Consider the following 17,564-nt stretch of genomic DNA (forward strand, 5'->3'; position numbering starts at 1 on the left):
CACAAGGGCGCCCTTCTGCATTCAATTGAGGTGAATGTCAGGCCGCGCGAACCTGTGACAGGAAGGTCGCGATGGTCGACTGCAAGGTTTGCGCCTGGCGCGACACATCCTGCGAGACGTGCAGGACATCACCGGCCGACTGGCTGGTCTCCTGCGCCGACTGCATGACGTTGCCGACATTTTCGCTCATGTCGGTGGTGCAAGACGCTGCCTTCTGGACGTTGTAGGTGATCTCCCGCGTCGCCTCGCCCTGCTGCGAGATCGCATCGGCAATGGTGGCGGTGAACTGGTTGACCTCGTTCATGGTGGAGGCGATTTCCTGGATCGACGTCACGGCCTCGCGGGTGGAGGTCTGGATGCCGCCGATCTGGTTGGAAATTTCCTCCGTCGCCTTGGCCGTCTGGTTGGCCAGTTCCTTCACTTCCGCAGCAACCACCGCAAACCCGCGGCCGGCTTCACCGGCACGGGCCGCTTCGATGGTGGCATTGAGCGCCAGAAGGTTGGTCTGCTCGGCGATGGCCTGGATGAGGCTGACGACTTCGCCGATCTTCTGCGCGGCCGTATCGAGGCTGCCAACGCGTTCGTTCGAGGTTGCAGCTGCCCGGGTGGCGACGCTGACGACGCCCTTGGTCTGGTCGACCTGGCGGCTGATCTCGGCGATGGAGGCCGACAGTTCCTCGGCAGCCGAGGCCACGGTCTGCACGCTGATCTGCGTCGTCTCGGAGGAGGAGGCGACCGAGGACACTTTGCCGGAGGTCGCCTGGGCGATGGCATTGAGCGAGCCTGCGGTGCGTTCCATGCGCTCGGTGTTGCCGGCAACCTGGCTCAGTGCCTGCTGCACATCGGCCTCGAATGTCGAGATCATCTTCTCGATGGTCTTCTGCCGCTCCAGACGGGCCAGCTGTGCCTGCTCGCTTTCGCCCTGCAGTTTCTGGCGTTCGATTGCGTTTTCGACGAACACGCCGAGGGCGCCGGCCATCTGGCCGATCTCATCCTTGCGTTCGGTATGGGTCACGGCGGTGGTGACATCGCCGGCGGCAAGCTGGCGCATCCGCCCGGTCAGTTGCAGGATCGGTCCAGCGATGGTGTTTCCGAGCAACCACATCAGGCCGGTGCCGAGGGCGACAATCACCGCCGCAATCAGCATGGCGATGTTGCGGGTGCGGTCGGCAACGGCGGTCAGCTCGCTTTCGGCAACCGTCAAGACGACGAACCACTTCTGGTCCGTGTTGACGAGCTGGACCGGGCGCATGGCTTCGATCATGCCACCATTGGTCGAGAGGTTGAGGTCGCCGGTGACACCCTTCAGCCGGTTGACGAGCGAAGCGTCGGCGGTCTTGCCCAAAAGGCTTGTATCGGGATGCGAGACCCAGATGCCACTGCCGCTGAGCAGGCCGAGGTAGCCTGTCTCGTAAGGATCGCTGGCCGAAATCTGCTTCTGCAGCACCGCGAGTGACACGTCGACTGTGGTTCCGCCGACAGCCTTGCCGCTGGCATCAAGGATCGGGGAAGAGGCGGTGGCCATCAGCACGTCAACGCCATCCACCGGATAGAGATAGGGTTCGGTGACCGTATCGCGCTTCAGCTGCTTCGGCTTGTCGTACCATTCCTCGGAACCGCTATCGCCGCCGAACATCAGCGGATCAAAGGCGACGCTGCTGCCCTTGTGATAGAAATAGGGGATGAAGCGGCCATTCGGGTCATTGAACCCGGTGCCCTTGTTGTCGGCATCCAGGCCACCGACATCCGGTTCGAGGACCGCGCCAGCCCCGACGAACTGCTTGTTCTGCGACGTCAGCTGCTGCATCACCGCACCATAGGCGTTGCGGTCGGTGATGCCGGACTGGACCAGCCCCTCCAGCGCATCGGCTGCAGCACGGGCGGTAAGCTGGGCTTCCGCCACGGTCTTGCTGACCTCGGTGGCAATCGCGAGCGTGACGTCCGCGACCTGCTTGCGGCCGGCTTCCTCTGCCGCATTGCGCATCATCATGGATACGACCGTGAGGAGAACGATGAATCCAACCAGAAAGATTGCACTCGCTGACAGGAAGATTCGATTGCGCAGGGACATGAATTCACTCCGGGGAGAGAGCGGGACATTTTCCTCATAGTTAGGTCGTTGTTGTAAAGTAAACCTTACCACACCCTCGATTTGATCTATGTCAACAGGAGCAAATCTGTCGTTATTTTAGCCGGTTATGGAGCCGGTCGCTTCGGAAGGCGTGTGATCGGGCGTCTTGAGCACTTTCAGTTGGCGCGCCGCATCCGCGTAATGCGTTGATCTTCCTTGGCAGCTGATGGAAACTCGGGGTCAGCCAGCAGAAAGCGAAGCTGAGCCAGCTCAAGTTCCAGTCCCTCGATGGTTCGGCTGAGCACGCTGTCCAGATAGCTGCCGGCGGGCGCGTTGGAGCGGATGCGGTTGGCCTGGTTGAGTGTTGCACGCAAATAGCGTGCAATGTCTTCGACCTCGAAACGGGTGACGCTGATCTCGTTCGGCTGCATGGCTTCTGCCTCATGAAGTTCTCGTTTTGTTCTATATCTGAGAGTCGTCCTTCTATCAAGAGGCTGTGTCGCGGCACGTGAATTGCCGGTAAGCACTTGCGCGTAGGTGTTCAAATGGTTACATACGTAACCAATCAATCGGCCATGGAGGGGACACGATCATGGGCGTGAATGAACTTCAGTACATGCCGGGCTTCGGCAATGACTTCGAGACCGAGGCGCTGCCCGGCGCGCTGCCGCAGGGCATGAACAGCCCGCAGAAGTGCAATTACGGCCTCTACGGCGAGCAACTGTCGGGCACGGCATTCACCGCTCCGAGCCACCAGAATGAACGCACCTGGTGCTATCGCATCCGCCCCTCGGTGAAACACACCGGCCGCTTCCGCAAGATCGACATGCCGTACTGGAAGTCGGCGCCCAACGTCGACCCGGATGTCGTGTCGCTCGGCCAGTACCGTTGGGACCCGGTGCCGCACACCGGCGAGGACCTGACCTGGATCACCGGCATGCGCACCATGACGACGGCCGGCGACGTGAACACCCAGGTCGGCATGGCGAGCCACGTCTATCTCGTCACCAAGTCGATGCAGGATGCCTATTTCTTCTCTGCCGACAGCGAACTGCTGGTGGTGCCGCAGGAAGGCAAGCTGCGGTTCTGCACCGAATTGGGCGTGATCGACCTGGAGCCGAAGGAAATTGCTGTCATTCCGCGCGGTCTCATCTACCGCGTCGAGGTGCTGGAAGGTCCGGCGCGCGGCTTCGTCTGCGAGAACTACGGCCAGAAGTTCGAGCTTCCGGGCCGTGGCCCGATCGGCGCCAACTGTATGGCCAACCGCCGCGACTTCAAGACGCCCGTCGCCTGGTACGAGGACCGCGAGGTGCCCTCGACGGTGACTGTGAAATGGTGCGGCCAGTTCCACACCTGTGACATTGGCCACTCGCCGCTCGACGTGGTCGCCTGGCATGGCAATTACGCACCTGTCAAATACGACCTGCGCACCTATTGCCCGGTCGGCGCGATCCTGTTCGACCATCCCGACCCGTCGATCTTCACGGTGCTGACCGCGCCGTCGGGCGTACCGGGCACGGCCAATATCGACTTCGTGCTGTTCCGCGAGCGCTGGATGGTGGCCGAGAACACCTTCCGTCCGCCGTGGTACCACCGCAACATCATGTCGGAGCTGATGGGCAACATCTATGGCCAGTATGATGCCAAGCCCCAGGGCTTTGTTCCCGGTGGCATGAGCCTGCACAACATGATGCTGCCGCATGGGCCCGACCGTGATGCCTTCGAGCATGCCTCGAACATGGAACTCAAGCCGCAGAAGCTGGACGAGACCATGTCCTTCATGTTCGAGACCCGCTTCCCGCAGCACCTGACGCAGTTTGCCGCCAAGGAAGCGCCTTTGCAGGACGACTATGTCGACTGCTGGGATGGTCTTGAAAAGAAGTTTGACGGCACGCCCGGCGTGAAATGACGTCCGTTTCAAAACGGGCATAAATTGACGGTGACGGCCGGCTACAGGAGGCGCTAGCCTTGAACCTGTGTCCGGTGATCCGGCGAGCGTGGGCTTGCCGGGTCTGACAAAGACAAGACCCAGGGAGAATCCATGAAACTCGCCACGCTCAAGGACGGCAGCCGCGACGGCAGGCTGGTGGTTGTGAACAAGAGCCTGACTCGCTGCACGGAGGCGGCCCATATTGCCCCGACCCTGCAGGCGGCGCTGGACAACTGGGCAGCGGTCGCGCCGAAGCTTGCGGTTCTTGCCGAAAGCCTCGAGCACGATGCCGTGCCGTCCATGCGGTTTCACGAGCACAACGCCCATTCGCCGCTGCCGCGCGCCTATCAGTGGGCGGATGGTTCGGCCTATGTCAATCACGTGGAACTGGTGCGCAAGGCGCGTGGCGCCGAACTGCCCGAGAGCTTCTGGACCGATCCGCTGATGTATCAGGGCGGCTCTGACAGTTTCCTCAGCCCACGCGATCCGGTCGTGATGGCAGACGAGGCCTATGGCATCGACATGGAAGGCGAGGTTGCGGTGATCGTCGATGACGTGCCGATGGGCGCGAGTGTCGATCAGGCCCGTGCCGCTATCCGGCTCATCATGCTGGTCAACGATGTCTCGCTGCGTGGCCTGATCCCGGCGGAACTGGCCAAGGGCTTCGGCTTCTTCCAGTCCAAGCCCTCATCGGCCTTCTCGCCGGTTGCGGTCACGCCGGAAGAACTGGGCGAGGCCTGGGACGGCGGCAAGGTGCATCTGCCGCTGCGCGTTGACGTCAATGGCAAGCCGTTCGGCCGGGCGAATGCCGGGATCGACATGACCTTCGACTTCCCGGCCCTCGTCGCCCACGCGGCCAAGACCCGGCCCCTGACAGCCGGCTCGATCATTGGTTCGGGCACGGTTTCCAACAAGCTGGACGGCGGCGCCGGCAAGCCGGTTGCCGAGGGCGGCGTCGGATACTCTTGCATTGCGGAAATCCGCATGATTGAGACTATCCGTGATGGCGCCCCCAAGACCCCCTTCCTGCAGTTCGGCGACACCGTGCGCATCGAGATGCTGGATCGTGACGGCCATTCCGTGTTCGGTGCCATCGAACAACGGATCGAGAGACATGCTTAAGGCTGGTTTGATTGCCCTTGGACTGCTCCTGCCCACGGCGGCGCTTGCTGCCGATGCCCTGGTTCCGGTGCGCGAAGTGATGAGCGCAACGGAGGCCAACTGGCAGGAGGGAGCGAGCGAATTCCAGGATGTTTTTGCGGAAGACCGGCTTGTCCGGCTCTTCAGCAAGGACTTCGTCGAGCGCTACCGCAAGGCGGCCAACACGGAATATGCCAAGGAGTCCGGTTCGCCCTTCAGCTACGACGTCATCGTCAATGGCCAGGACGGCTGCGCATTGCGGAACATCACCATCACTCCGGGCCCTGCCAAGGGCGGGGCGACCGAGGTGCTGGCGAAGTTCCAGAACCTGACCTGCTTTGGCAACGACCAGGAATACCAGGCCTTCACGGAAACCCGCTTCAAGGTGATCACCGAAGGCGGCAAGCCGGTCATCGATGACATCATCACGATGATGGATGGCAGCGCCTTGTCGATCAAGTCTGAGCTGGACGCACTCGCGGCCCAGTAAGGGGCAGGGGACATTACCGCCGCACCCTGTGCGGACTGAAGCACACCAGTCTCTGGTGTGAACGACTTTCTGCTGCCGTGCCTCATCCAGCCGTGCAGCCGTGCCAGCCAAGTGGCCTGCGAATGCAGGCGATCGGAAAATGAGGGAGGACCGTGATGTCCAAGCAATTCGCATCCGCCGGCGACATGGCCGAAAAGAAGATCTCCTTCACGGAGATTGGCCGCGACCTGTGGGCCTTTACGGCTGAGGGGGATCCCAACTCCGGCGTCATCATCGGCGATGACAGTGTCATGATCATCGAGGCGCAGGCCACGCCGCGGCTCGCCAACAAGGTGATCGAGAAGGTCCGTGAAGTCACCGACAAGCCGATCTCGCATCTGGTCCTGACGCACTATCACGCCGTGCGCGTCCTCGGTGCGTCCGCCTATAATGCGCCCACCATCATCATGGGCGATGCCGCTCGCGGCATGGTCGAGGAACGTGGCCAGGAAGACTGGGACAGCGAGTTCGGCCGCTTCCCGCGCCTGTTCCAGGGGCACGAGTCCATCCCGGGCCTGACCTATCCGACCACGACCTTCTCCGAGCGCATGACCGTCTATCTCGGCAAGCGCCGCGTCGACCTGATGCATCTGGGCCGGGCGCATACGGCCGGGGACATCGTGGCCTGGGTGCCGGACGAGGAGGTCATGTTCACCGGTGACATTGTTGAGTATCACTCGGCCTGTTACTGCGGCGACGGTCACTTCAACGACTGGGGCGACACGCTCGACATGATCCGCTCCTTCGATCCGCGCGCCATCGCGCCGGGCCGGGGTGATGCCCTGATCGGCCATGACATGGTCGAGGCGGCGATTGCCAGCACCCGTGACTTCGTCGAAAGCACCTATCGCCCGGTCGCCCGCGTCGTGGCGCGCGGCGGCAGCCTCAAGGAAGCCTGGGACGCGGTGCGCGCCGAGTGCGATCCGAAGTTCAAGGACTTTGCCATCTACGAGCACTGCCTGCCGTTCAACGTCGCCCGCGCCTATGACGAAGCGCGCGGCATCGACACACCGCGCATTTGGACCGCCGAACGCGACCGCGAGATGTGGGCCAAGCTGCAGGGCTGAGGAATCAGGGCCGCCGGGACAAGTTCCGTGCGGCCCTTTTTGCAGGCGGCCGGATACGGGATCACCCGTACTTGCGCGCAAATGGTTGCAAATGTAACTAATTCATCGTTCATCAGGAGGAGAGATGACGAAGATCTTCGAAACGCCGCTTTATCCCTACGCGCGCAGCAGCGATCAGGATGCGGCCCAGCCGGTCCGGCACACGGTGGTGATCATTGGCGCAGGTCCCGTGGGACTGGCGGCGGCGATTGACCTTGCCCAGCAGGACGTGCCTGTCCTGGTGGTCGACGACAATGACAAGGTGAGCTTCGGCTCCCGCGCCATCTGCTTTGCAAAACGTCCGCTGGAAATCCTCGACCGTCTGGGCTGTGGCCAGCCGATGGTCGACAAGGGCGTCCTGTGGAACCTCGGCAAGGTGTTCTTTGACGAACGCCAGGTCTATGGCTTCAATCTCCTGCCGGAGGATGGCCACAAGCGCCCGGCTTTCATCAACCTGCAGCAGTACTATTTCGAGCTCTATCTGGTCGAGCGCGTCCGTGCCCTGCAGGCTGAAGGCAAGGCAATCGAGATCCGTGGCGGCAACAAGGTCGTGTCCATCGATCCTCGCGCTGACCATGTCGGCCTGACCATCGACACTGCGGATGGTCCTTACAGGATCGAGGCAGACTGGCTGATTGCCTGCGACGGCGCCAATTCGCCCGTACGCCGCATGATGGGCCTCGATTTCGTCGGTCGCATCTTCGAGGACAACTTCCTCATCGCCGACGTCAAGATGACGGCGGACTTCCCGACCGAACGCTGGTTCTGGTTCGATCCGCCGTTCAATCGCAACCAGTCTGCGCTCTTGCACAAGCAGCCGGATGATGTCTGGCGCATTGACCTGCAACTTGGCTGGAACATCGACAAGGAAGCCGAAAAGCAGCCGGAGCGGGTCATCCCGCGTCTCAAGGCGATGCTCGGTGAGGACGTCGAGTTCGAGCTGGAGTGGGTGTCGATCTACACCTTCCAGTGCCGCCGAATGGAAAAATTCCGTCATGGCCGGGTCCTGTTTGCCGGTGACAGCGCGCACCAGGTCTCGCCCTTCGGCGCCCGCGGGGCGAACTCGGGCCTGCAGGATTCCGACAATCTCGTCTGGAAGCTCAAGCTGGTCATCGATGGCAAGGCGGGAGACGCGCTGCTCGACAGCTATGACGACGAGCGCATCTACGGGGCCGACGAGAACATTCTGAACTCCTCGCGCTCGACCGACTTCATTACGCCGAAGTCGGACATCAGCCGGATCTTCCGCAATGCGGTGCTTGATCTCTCCGAGAAATTCGAGTTTGCCCGGCCCTTCGTCAACTCCGGTCGCCTGTCCGTGCCCTGCACCTATGACGGCTCGCCGCTCAATGGCCCCGATGCCTCCGGCCTGCCGGCACGCACAAGGCCGGGCTCGCCGGCTGCCGACGCCCCGCTCGGGGATGGGTGGCTGCTGGACAGGCTGGGAAATCGCTTCCAGCTTGTCGGGATCAACAGTCCCGTTCCGGCGCAATCGGATGTCGACGGCATCCTGGTCGAGGGCCTGTCTCTTGAAACCGCTGCCGACCCGAGCGGTGCCCTGTCCGCCCGTTACCTCGGTTCCGCCGATGCTGCCGTCTATCTGATGCGTCCGGACCAGCATGTTGCTGCCCGCTGGACATCCTTTGATGAAGCGGCTGTGCGCAAGGCACTGGCAACCGCGTTGGCGCGCCACTGAAGCGAAGGGCAGGACCATGACCAAGCTGACCACGACCACAAATATCACCGGCGCGGATGACTTCTACGCCGAACTCCTTGCCGCCCATGAGGGGCTCACCAAGGCGGACAGCGATGCCCTCAATGCCCGCCTGATTCTGATCCTTGCCAACCACATCGGTGATCGCGCGGTTCTGACCGAGGCGCTTGCTGCGGCGGCGGGTGCCGGCACGGATCGCAAACAGCCGGCATGAAGCCGGACACCTCTGGAGGAGGACCTGACATGAAAATCGAACAGATCCATCACGTTGCCTATCGGTGCAAGGACGCCAAGGAAACCGTGGAATGGTATGTGAAGAACCTGAACATGGATTTTGTTCTGGCCATCGCCGAGGACCATGTTCCCTCCACCCATGAGCCGGATCCCTACATGCATGTGTTCCTCGATGCAGGAAACGGCAACGTGCTGGCCTTCTTCGAACTGCCGACCAAGCCGGAGATGAGCCGGGACCTCAACACGCCTGTCTGGGTGCAGCACATCGCCTTCAAGGTGAAGGACCGTGACACGTTGGTCGCCTTCAAGGACCAGCTGGAGGAGAACGGCATCCCGGTGCTCGGTGTCACCGATCACTCCATCTTCCATTCGATCTATTTCTTCGACCCGAATGGCCACCGTGTCGAACTGGCCTGCCCGGATCCGGAGGAGGACGCTCTCCTGAAGAAACTCGACAGCGTCAAGTGGGACATGCTGGAGGAATGGTCGAAGACCAAGCGGGCACCGAAACACGCGGCCTGGCTGCACCAGAAGGAACTGTCCGGCGTTTGATCCCGTGCGGCGGCGACCTTTCTAAAGACCGATATCAGTCGGTATTCCGGGCCCTGCGGGGCCCGGATTTATTTCGCCTCCGCAAAACTGCCGAGTCCGCCAGGAAATCTGCTGCCGATGCAGGAAGCAAAGCCCTTGTCGGGATTTGTCTTTTCTTGAGAGGCAGAGTCTTCCCGCAGCCGGTCATTTATTTCGGAGTCTGGTTTTACGCTTTGTTTATTCCGTTCTCCCGTAATTGCTTCAAGGATTGGGGGGAATGATGGCTTCTTTCATCAAATGGCTTTCGGGTGTCCGGATTTCCGCAAAGGTTGGCGGTGGCTTCGCTGCGATGGTGACGCTGACAACTCTGGTTGGCGGGATCGGCGCCTATTCGGTTCTCGGGCTGAGTGAGCAAACGCATACAAGCGCGGCAGCAACGGCTGCTCTCGCCGGCTTGCAGGAAGTCACGGCTTCCAAGGAAGTCTATCTCGACACCCGCGAGCCAGCTGCAGCCGACCTGGTGGTCAGCCATCTTGACGCGCTGAAGGGGCAGCTTCGCCACCTGAAGGCCGCCGGCGCGGATGCCTCGGCAGTCGATGCCGCCAACATCGCTGTCGACGGGCTCGCCGCGAACTTCTCCGCTGTCACAAGCGCAATCGACGAGCAGCAGCAGCAGGTCGGGCGCCTGCTGGCCAGTTCCAGCAAGATCGAGAACCTCTCGACCGAAATCGGCGACGTGATGCTGACGCAGCAGCGCGGTGCTGCGGAGGAGGTCAAGACCGCCAGCCGCACCCGTGACCGGGCCGACAAGGCCGCCCGTCTCCTTGCCCAGGTGCAGGAACAGGCCCTTGAAGTGCAGAACCTGCTGCTGATTGCCGGACGGGCTGGGGATGCCGACGTGCTGCAACAAGCGCGGGACAAGGCGCTGGCAATGGTTGAAGCCTCGGCGGCAGCGGGCGCGGTGAAGGGGAGCGGCCTGGACGAAGCCGCCGGCGCGGCGCTGACCGTGAGCGCCACGGCCCTGGCCGAAACGCTGACGCCCATTGCAGCCATGCCCGATGCCTGGGGACGCCGGGCCGCTGCAACCGCGATTGCCAATGACAGCCTGGAAACGCGCCGGAAGTCGGCCGATCTCCTGTCGGGGCTCTACGCGACCCTCGACGAGGCACGTAAGACTGCCGCTGGTGCCCAAAGCCGTCTGAGCATCGTCGAACTGGTGAAGGTCAATGCCGACAAGTTCGCACGGGCATCGCTGGAACTGCGGGCGGCAACGATGGAATCGCTGGCCCGTCCGTCCGGCTTCGAGCTGAAGCCGGTGGCGATGCGTGTCGACATGCTGCGCAGCCTGTCCTCGGTCCTTGCTGCCGATGTGGCAGCCTTCCCGCAGATTACGGATACGGTTGCCCGGATCACCGGTGAGGTTGACGCCTATGCGCTGGAGCTTGCTGCCCTTGACGCTGCTTCCATTCGGCTTGCCGACAGCCGCAAGGCGCTGGACGCCCTGTCGACGCAGGTGATGGGCGAGATCACGACCATGACCGAGCGCCAAAGTGCGGCCACAGAACAGGCGGCCAGGACGGCTCTCTTGGTGATCGCTGCCACCGTACTTGCTGCCATTGTTCTGGCAACTGTGCTGGGTATTGCCTTGTCGCTGCTCATCTCCCGCCCGACCCGCGCCCTGACGGCCGTGATGGACCGCCTGGCCCGTGGTGACACGAGCGTTACCGTCACCACCGCCGATCGCGGCGACGAGATCGGTGACATGAGCCGCACGGTCGAAGTGTTCCGCGACAATGCCATGGAACGCCTGCGCCTGGAGGCCGAAAGCCGCGCCGAACAGGAGCGCGCCGGGGCCCGGCAGGACCGGATCGAGCATTTGATTGAAGACTTCCGGGAGACGGCCAGCCGGTTGACGTCGCAACTTGGCCAGACGGCCGGCAGCATGGAGACCACGGCGCGCAACCTCTCTGCCATTGCCGAGGAAAGTGCCCGCAAGGCCGGCGACACGCTGACGGTCAGCGACAGCGCGACCCATAGCGTCGAGAATGTTGCGAGCGCTGCGGAAGAACTGGCAGCCTCCATCGGCGAGATTGGCGGGCAGGTTCGCCGCACCAGTGCCATCGTCAACACGGCCAGCCAGTCGGTCGAGGACACCAACCGCAAGGTCGAAAGCCTGGCCGAAGCCGCTCACCGGATCGGCGAGGTCGTGACCCTCATCCAGGCGATTGCCGAACAGACAAACCTTCTCGCGCTCAATGCCACCATCGAGGCGGCGAGGGCAGGTGAGTCGGGCAAGGGCTTTGCCGTCGTCGCTGCCGAGGTCAAGGGCCTCGCCAACCAGACCTCGAAGGCAACCGAGGAAATCAGCGCCCAGATTGCCGCGATCCAGTCCTCGACGGCTGAGGCGGTCACGGCCATCTCCGGGATCGTCCACACCATGGGCGAAGTCGACAGCTACACGGCAGCCATCGCCGCGGCAGTCGAGCAGCAGGGCGCAGCGACGTCCGAGATCTCCGGCAATGTCCAGCGCGCGGCGCAGGGCACCCTGGCCGTAAAGGCCAATATGGATGGCCTTGCCGGTACAGTGGAAGAGACCCAGTCGTCTTCGCAGGCGGTGCTGTCCGCAAGCGCCGAACTGGGAACCAAGACCACTGCCCTGCGCAACGAAATCGACCGGTTCCTGGCCGAGGTGGCCGCAGCCTGACGCTCCTGCGGGGCGTGGTTTTCGGGAATGTCCCGGCCTTCGCGAGGCTTGTGACTTTGATCACACGCCTTGCGCGTTTCTTCCGACACAGTCGCGCCCGGGCCGATAAAGTATGGCACCTGGGCATGACACGAAGGGGGAGAACGGATGATATTCTGTCCAAACGGGCGAAACGGAGCATGGATCGGGGCGTTGCTTGGACTGGCCTCGTTGCTTCCTGGCGTCGTCCACGCGCAATCGGGCACGACGCCCGATACGATGATTGTGCTCGACGTTTCCAACTCCATGTGGGGGCAGATCGACGGCGTTGCCAAGATCGAGATCGCCCGCGAGGCGCTCGGCAGTTTGCTGGACGAGTTGCCGGACGGTGGTCGAACCGGTTTGATGGTTTATGGGCATCGCCGTGAGGGCGACTGCTCCGATGTTGAACTGGTGGCGCCCCTGACGCCCCTCGACCGGGCCGCGCTCAAGGCAGCTGCTGCAAAGGTCAAGCCGAAGGGCAAAACGCCGATCACCGAGGCCCTGCGCCAGGCAGCAACAAATCTCGGTGTTGCCGATCGGCCTTCGCGCCTGATCCTCGTGTCCGATGGCATCGAAACCTGTTCCGGCGATCCTTGCGCCCTGGCGGCGGAACTTGCCCGCGCCGGCGTTGATTTCAAGGCGCATGTCATCGGCTTTGATATCGCCTCGCGTGCCGACCAGGCGAAAATCGCCTGTATCGCCAGCCTGACGGGTGGCAGCTACACCAATGCCCGCGACGCTGCAGAACTTTCTGAAGCCCTGAAGAAATCGGCTGCGACCGTCTCGCAGGAGGCACCTGCGTCAAAACTGCCCGAACTGACCTTGACCGCAATTGACGGCGCAACCGGCAAGCCGATCGAGGGACCGGTCAACTGGACGGTAAGCGGCCGCGACAGCGAAGCCGTCGTGGCGGCCGGGCTCACCGGCGGGACAGTCAGCCTGCCGCTTCCACCCGGAGCCTATACGGTTTCAGCGACGCTTCTGGAGAAGTCCGGCGGCGCTGAGGCAAGTGTCACCGACGCTGGAGGTTCGGCGACCGTGGTCCTGGACGGCGTGGTCCCCAAGGCCAGCATCAGCCTTGCAGCAGCCTCGGCTCCTGCCTCGTCGGTTCTCGCCGTCAGCTTCGAGGGGCCGAAGGAGCCCGGTGATTTCCTGCGTATCGTGACGGCGGATGGCGAGCGGCTTGAAACCGATCTGTGGGTGCGGGTCGACGATGGCAGCCCCGTTGACATGCGCTTGCCCTCCGAACCTGGCACCTATGAAATCGTCTATGTTTGGAATGCCGGTGATGACCGCATCATCGCGCGTGCGCCCTTGACCGTTATGCCGGCCGAACTGTCCCTCGAACTGCCGGCAACCGTTCCTGTCGGAGCGCAGGTTTCCGTCGACTGGAAAGGTCCTGGCGGCAAAGGCGACTGGATCGGCTTCGTCCCGCAGGGCGGGGGGGCCGGAGACTATGCCGGCCGCTATGTCTTCGTCGAGACGAGCCCCGCCACGCTGATGGCCCCTTCCGGGACGGGGACATATGAAGCGATCTATGTCACCGGGCATGACGGCGCGGTGGTGCAGCGCAAGGCGTTCGAGGTTACCGAGGGCAGCAGTGCCCTTGTTGCCCCCACCTCTGCGGAAGCTGGCGCTTTGATCGAGGTGACTTGGCAAGGGCCTGGCGGCAGCAGCGACTGGATCGGCATCTCCGAGCCGGGATCTGCCGCCGACAGCTATCTTGCCTGGGCCGCGCCGTCAGATCCTGTGGTGCGCCTGAGATTGCCGTCGACGCCCGGGGCCTATGAACTGCGCTATGTACTGGCAGCGCCCGAGGGAGCCAAGGTGATGGCAGCGCAGGCGCTGACCCTGATTGAGCCGGAAATCGAACTCGGTGTTGCGGGGGAAGTCGCAGCATCGACCGCTGTCACCTTCGCGGCCAAAGGACCCTCAAATGGGTCCAACTGGATCGGCTTCGCACTGCCTGGCGCGGAGCCCGGCGCTCATGTCTCCGGGATGTGGGTTGGAGCTGACAACATTACGGTCGGTCAGCTGACGATGCGTACTCCAGATGAGCCCGGCACCTATGAATTGCGCTTCGTCCTGTCGGGTGTCGGAGAGGAGCGGATCGGCAAGGCTGTACCGGTTGTTGTGAAATAATCCGGAGACGACTAGGACAGCTCAGATATGGCAGGAGCCGGGCAGGGGAACCCTCCCGGCTCTCGTCATTTGGTTGGGAAATGGATCTTCCCTTCTCGTCAGGCGGCCCGGATGTTGGAGAAGAAGGCGTCCAGTTTGGACTTCAGGATGTGCGACTGGCGGGCCAGTTCCTGCGAGGACGAAAGCACCTGGACTGAGCCGGCACCCGTCTGTGTTGCCGAGCCGGTGACATTGGTGATGCTCGACGACACCTGCTGCGTCCCATAGGCGGCCTGATTGACGTTGCGTGCGATTTCCTGTGTGGCTGCCCCTTGCTCCTCGACGGCTGCCGAGATCGCGGTGGAGGCAGAATTGATCCGCCGGATGATTTCGCCAATGCCCTGGATGGCGAGCGCAACCTGATTGGTGGCGCTCTGCATTTCATCAATATGCGCCCCGATTTCGCCGGTTGCGCGGGCCGTCTGGGCGGCGAGCGTTTTCACTTCGGTGGCAACCACGGCAAAGCCCCGGCCAGCCTCTCCTGCACGCGCCGCCTCGATGGTGGCGTTCAGCGCCAGGAGATTGGTCTGGCCGGCGATGTTGTTGATCAGTTCCAGCACGCCGCCAATACGCGACGCCGACGAGACAAGGCCATTGACGGTCGCCTCGGTCTCCGTCGCAGCTCTCAATGCCTGGTCGGAGATATTCGCCGACATCTGCACCTGGTTCGAGATTTCACCGATCGATGCTGCCAGTTCGTCTGAAGCGGCTGCAACGGTCTGGACGTTCGCGGCTGCTTGTTCCGATGCTGCTGCCACGGTTGTCGCGGTCTGCGCGCTGGTCTCCGCGATTTGCGACAGGGATTCGGCTGTCGCCTCAAGCTCGGATGAGGCCGAAGCCACCGTGCGCAGGATCACGCCGACATCCTCGTCGAGGGTGGAGACCAGTTCCTCGATCAGCAGGGCACGCCTTTCCCGGGCCGCACGCTCCGTTGCCTGTTCTGCTTCGAGACGCTGCCGCTCAAGCCCGTTTTCCTTGAAGACGGAAACGGCGGAGGCCATCCCGCCGATTTCGTCCTTGCGGCCAATGCCCGGGACTTCAACCGCGAAATCCTGGTCGGCCAGCCGCTTCATGGCGTCTTGCATGGCCTGGATTGGCCGAAGGACGCTGCGGATCACGAACACGGCGACAAAGCCGGCAATCGCTGCCGAGAGCACCGCCAGCACTGCCATGATCGTCAGCGACAACTGGTTCGTCGCCTTGGCAGATTCATACTCATGCCCGGCAACATCGATCTGCAGGTCGACGAGCTTGGAGATCGGATCGCCGATCGGGTCGATGGTCGAGTAAAGCGAGGCGTTGATATACGTCTCCAGCGCAGCCTGGTCCCGTGATTGCAGGATGTACTCAAGCCGGGTGATGGAGGGTTTGGCCGCAGACATGGCAGCATAGACCTCTTCGGCCAGCGCCTTCTCGTCCGCAACCATGTAGGTGGCACTGTAGGCAGACCATTCCTTGTTGATGATCGAGAGAGCATCTGAAACTGAGGATTGTCCCTGCTCCCATGTCAATGCACCACTGCGGACCTTGTGCGCCGTGTCGACAATGCTGACAGCATAAGAATCTGCAACCCTTTTCAGTTGTTTCATCGGAACAACGCGATCATCGACAATTGTGCGGATGGATTCATAGGATGCAGACAAGGCGATATAGCCACAAAGGCCCATGACGGCGAGCATCAAAGTCATGATGACAAGACTGGCCAGAATCCGAAACTTTATGGTCATCGGGTTCCCCTAAGGAAAATTGCATGGCCAGTGTGCTCAAAAATGATGCAGGGGCGTAAGGGGGGAGCCGTAGTGAAGGGGTTATCAACAAGTTAATTACACGTAGAGCGAGTATTATTCTATTGTAAAGTAACTTTTGCGACGCATCTCAACTGCAGAGTGGTCTGGTTGTATATTTTGGTTGCTGAAATGATGGATTGTGCAGGGGGGCTCAGGCCCGAGATGCCGACAAAGGTCAGGCAAGCTGATTCGAAATCGCGTAGGCGCGGCTTTCAAATCTCTCTGCAACAGTAATTTTGAGAAAGAAACTGGATGGTCGGAGTGGAGTGATTCGAACACTCGACCCCCTCGTCCCGAACGAGGTGCGCTACCAGGCTGCGCTACACTCCGATCCAGTCATGCCGGTCTTGCGACCGCCGGGAACGGCAGAGCTAGGTGCGCCGCCGATGTGGGGGGTAATTAGCACCGCGATTTGAGGTCCGCAAGAGCGCAATGCGAAGAAGACGAAAAAAGTTCGTGGCTAGGGTCCAAGGCGTGGATAAGTCACGGGAATTTCGCAGAAAAATGGCTGCACACAGGCATTTCCGATGTTTCGGAGAGGTGCTTGCACCGTCTGGCGGCAGGAGGTATACAGCGCCTCACCCGCCCGGACCAAGCCGTCCGGCCTGCTGGGGCGTCGCCAAGTGGTAAGGCATCGGTTTTTGGTACCGACATTCCCAGGTTCGAATCCTGGCGCCCCAGCCAATCTCTTCCATCGTCCCGGATGACGTCCTGCTGCTGGCGCTTTCGCGCGCTGCGGTGGTCTGTCGTGCTTTGTCGTCGTTTTCGGCTGCTATGGCAGGCGCAACCGGTTTGACAAGGGCGTTGATGGGGCTGAACGCTCAAGCCTCACGCAAGTCCGCCGCATCACACCTGCCATGCGCTTGCGTCCAATTCGGCGACGGAAAGTTTGTCGCGCCTGTCTGGACTGATGCGGACGGTGCGCTGAGGTCTGCCCTGTTCTGGCACAACTTGGACCCAGGACGTCACTGCCTGACTTTAACACTTGTTAAGCAGTGCAGCTTATTTTCCGGAATTGGGTTGATGGGCAAGGACATGAGCAAGCCGATGTTTCGCGCAGATGGCCTCACCCGGACTGAACGACTGGCAGCAAGCCGGCGCCTGCGGCAAGGCGTTGGCAAACGCGCTTCGGGTCTGGTGTTCCTGCTGGCAAAGAACCTGTTATTCTGGGGTTCCATGCTCCTGAGTGGCTTTGCTGTCTACAGTCTCGCGTCCTGGTTTTTCTAGGTCTTCAGGCTGGTGAACTGAAACTATGTCCGCTGGGGAAAGCCCTGGCGGAGTTAACCTTAACAGGTGGACTGGAGCCATAAGTCATGACCGGCGCAATGATCCTGATGTTTCTCGGCGCGTTGCTCTACGGTGTCGTGGCCTTGATGTTCCTTGCTTTTTCCTGTGCTGAACTGATTGACACCAACCGGTCGAGCCGGCTTCGGCTGGCCCTTGCAATTGGCGCTGCCCTTGTCTGGCCTGTGGCCTTGGTGCTGGCAAGCGTTGCCGCCGTGCTGATGGCGCGCCCGCGAGCCGCTGTCCATGGGCAGTCCCGGACCACAGCCCGCCACGCGCCGGCCCAGCCGGCTGAAGGCCTTCCTGGCAAACGCATTGCTGCCTGATCTGTC

The 17,564-nt window shown here is 62.0% G+C and carries 14 protein-coding genes and 2 tRNA genes; 12 read left to right on the plus strand and 4 right to left on the minus strand.

Translation table 11 applies throughout. The annotated features are described in order from the left end of the window. Positions 1-37 precede the first annotated feature (37 nt). Together C8348_RS03405 and C8348_RS03410 are read right to left on the minus strand one after the other, a co-directional pair. Positions 38-2,071, minus strand: a complete 2,034-nt coding sequence (locus tag C8348_RS03405) for a methyl-accepting chemotaxis protein (RefSeq protein ID WP_106751858.1) — start codon at positions 2,069-2,071, stop codon at positions 38-40. Positions 2,072-2,247: 176 nt separating this feature from the next. Further along, on the minus strand, positions 2,248-2,502 hold the full coding sequence (locus C8348_RS03410) for a hypothetical protein (protein WP_106751859.1): 255 nt from the start codon (positions 2,500-2,502) through the stop codon (positions 2,248-2,250). 161 nt (positions 2,503-2,663) lie between these two features. Between C8348_RS03410 and hmgA the strand changes: the two genes are divergently transcribed. The 9 genes from hmgA (at position 2,664) to C8348_RS03455 (ending at position 14,122) form a co-directional block, all read left to right on the plus strand. Beyond that, a complete protein-coding gene (gene hmgA, locus C8348_RS03415; protein ID WP_106751860.1) occupies positions 2,664-3,980 on the plus strand; it encodes a homogentisate 1,2-dioxygenase in 1,317 nt (438 codons plus the stop codon). Positions 3,981-4,112: 132 nt separating this feature from the next. Continuing rightward, positions 4,113-5,123, plus strand: a complete 1,011-nt coding sequence (locus tag C8348_RS03420) for a fumarylacetoacetate hydrolase family protein (RefSeq protein WP_106751861.1) — start codon at positions 4,113-4,115, stop codon at positions 5,121-5,123. Then, the gene (locus C8348_RS03425; RefSeq protein ID WP_106751862.1) at positions 5,116-5,631 is read left to right on the plus strand and encodes a hypothetical protein; all 516 of its coding nucleotides are present in this window, start codon (positions 5,116-5,118) and stop codon (positions 5,629-5,631) included. The genes C8348_RS03420 and C8348_RS03425 overlap by 8 nt, the downstream gene beginning before the upstream one ends. 155 nt (positions 5,632-5,786) lie before the next feature. Then, positions 5,787-6,737 carry an MBL fold metallo-hydrolase gene (locus tag C8348_RS03430; RefSeq protein WP_106751863.1) on the plus strand — a complete coding sequence of 317 codons (951 nt, stop codon included), beginning with the start codon at positions 5,787-5,789 and terminating at the stop codon, positions 6,735-6,737. Positions 6,738-6,861: 124 nt separating this feature from the next. Continuing rightward, entirely contained in the window at positions 6,862-8,472 is a 1,611-nt protein-coding gene (locus C8348_RS03435) for an FAD-dependent oxidoreductase (RefSeq protein ID WP_106751864.1), read from the plus strand. Positions 8,473-8,488: 16 nt separating this feature from the next. Then, the gene (locus C8348_RS03440; protein ID WP_106751865.1) at positions 8,489-8,704 is read left to right on the plus strand and encodes a DUF2783 domain-containing protein; all 216 of its coding nucleotides are present in this window, start codon (positions 8,489-8,491) and stop codon (positions 8,702-8,704) included. A 29-nt stretch (positions 8,705-8,733) separates the two neighbouring features. Beyond that, a complete protein-coding gene (locus tag C8348_RS03445) occupies positions 8,734-9,276 on the plus strand; it encodes a VOC family protein (RefSeq protein WP_106751866.1) in 543 nt (180 codons plus the stop codon). A gap of 256 nt (positions 9,277-9,532) precedes the next feature. Then, complete coding sequence (locus tag C8348_RS03450; protein ID WP_106751867.1) at positions 9,533-11,959, plus strand: methyl-accepting chemotaxis protein; 2,427 nt, start codon at positions 9,533-9,535, stop codon at positions 11,957-11,959. Between the two features lie 192 nt (positions 11,960-12,151). Then, entirely contained in the window at positions 12,152-14,122 is a 1,971-nt protein-coding gene (locus C8348_RS03455; RefSeq protein ID WP_157950371.1) for a vWA domain-containing protein, read from the plus strand. Between the two features lie 98 nt (positions 14,123-14,220). On the opposite strand, the gene C8348_RS03460 is transcribed toward C8348_RS03455, so the two are convergent. Together C8348_RS03460 and C8348_RS03465 are read right to left on the minus strand one after the other, a co-directional pair. Then, the gene (locus tag C8348_RS03460; protein WP_106751869.1) at positions 14,221-15,888 is read right to left on the minus strand and encodes a methyl-accepting chemotaxis protein; all 1,668 of its coding nucleotides are present in this window, start codon (positions 15,886-15,888) and stop codon (positions 14,221-14,223) included. 313 nt (positions 15,889-16,201) lie between these two features. After that, positions 16,202-16,278 (minus strand) — tRNA-Pro (locus C8348_RS03465). Positions 16,279-16,557: 279 nt separating this feature from the next. Between C8348_RS03465 and C8348_RS03470 the strand changes: the two genes are divergently transcribed. The 3 genes from C8348_RS03470 to C8348_RS03480 all read left to right on the plus strand — a co-directional run bounded on the left by C8348_RS03470 (position 16,558) and on the right by C8348_RS03480 (position 17,558). Further along, positions 16,558-16,632, plus strand: a tRNA-Gln gene (locus C8348_RS03470). 339 nt (positions 16,633-16,971) lie between these two features. Then, positions 16,972-17,175 (plus strand): hypothetical protein, encoded by a 204-nt coding sequence (locus C8348_RS03475; RefSeq protein ID WP_106751870.1) that lies wholly within the window; start codon positions 16,972-16,974, stop codon positions 17,173-17,175. Positions 17,176-17,261: 86 nt separating this feature from the next. Continuing rightward, positions 17,262-17,558 carry a hypothetical protein gene (locus C8348_RS03480; RefSeq protein ID WP_106751871.1) on the plus strand — a complete coding sequence of 99 codons (297 nt, stop codon included), beginning with the start codon at positions 17,262-17,264 and terminating at the stop codon, positions 17,556-17,558. Positions 17,559-17,564 lie beyond the last annotated feature (6 nt).

It is taken from the genome of Pannonibacter carbonis, from assembly GCF_003012935.1.
Lineage (GTDB): Bacteria > Pseudomonadota > Alphaproteobacteria > Rhizobiales > Stappiaceae > Pannonibacter > Pannonibacter carbonis.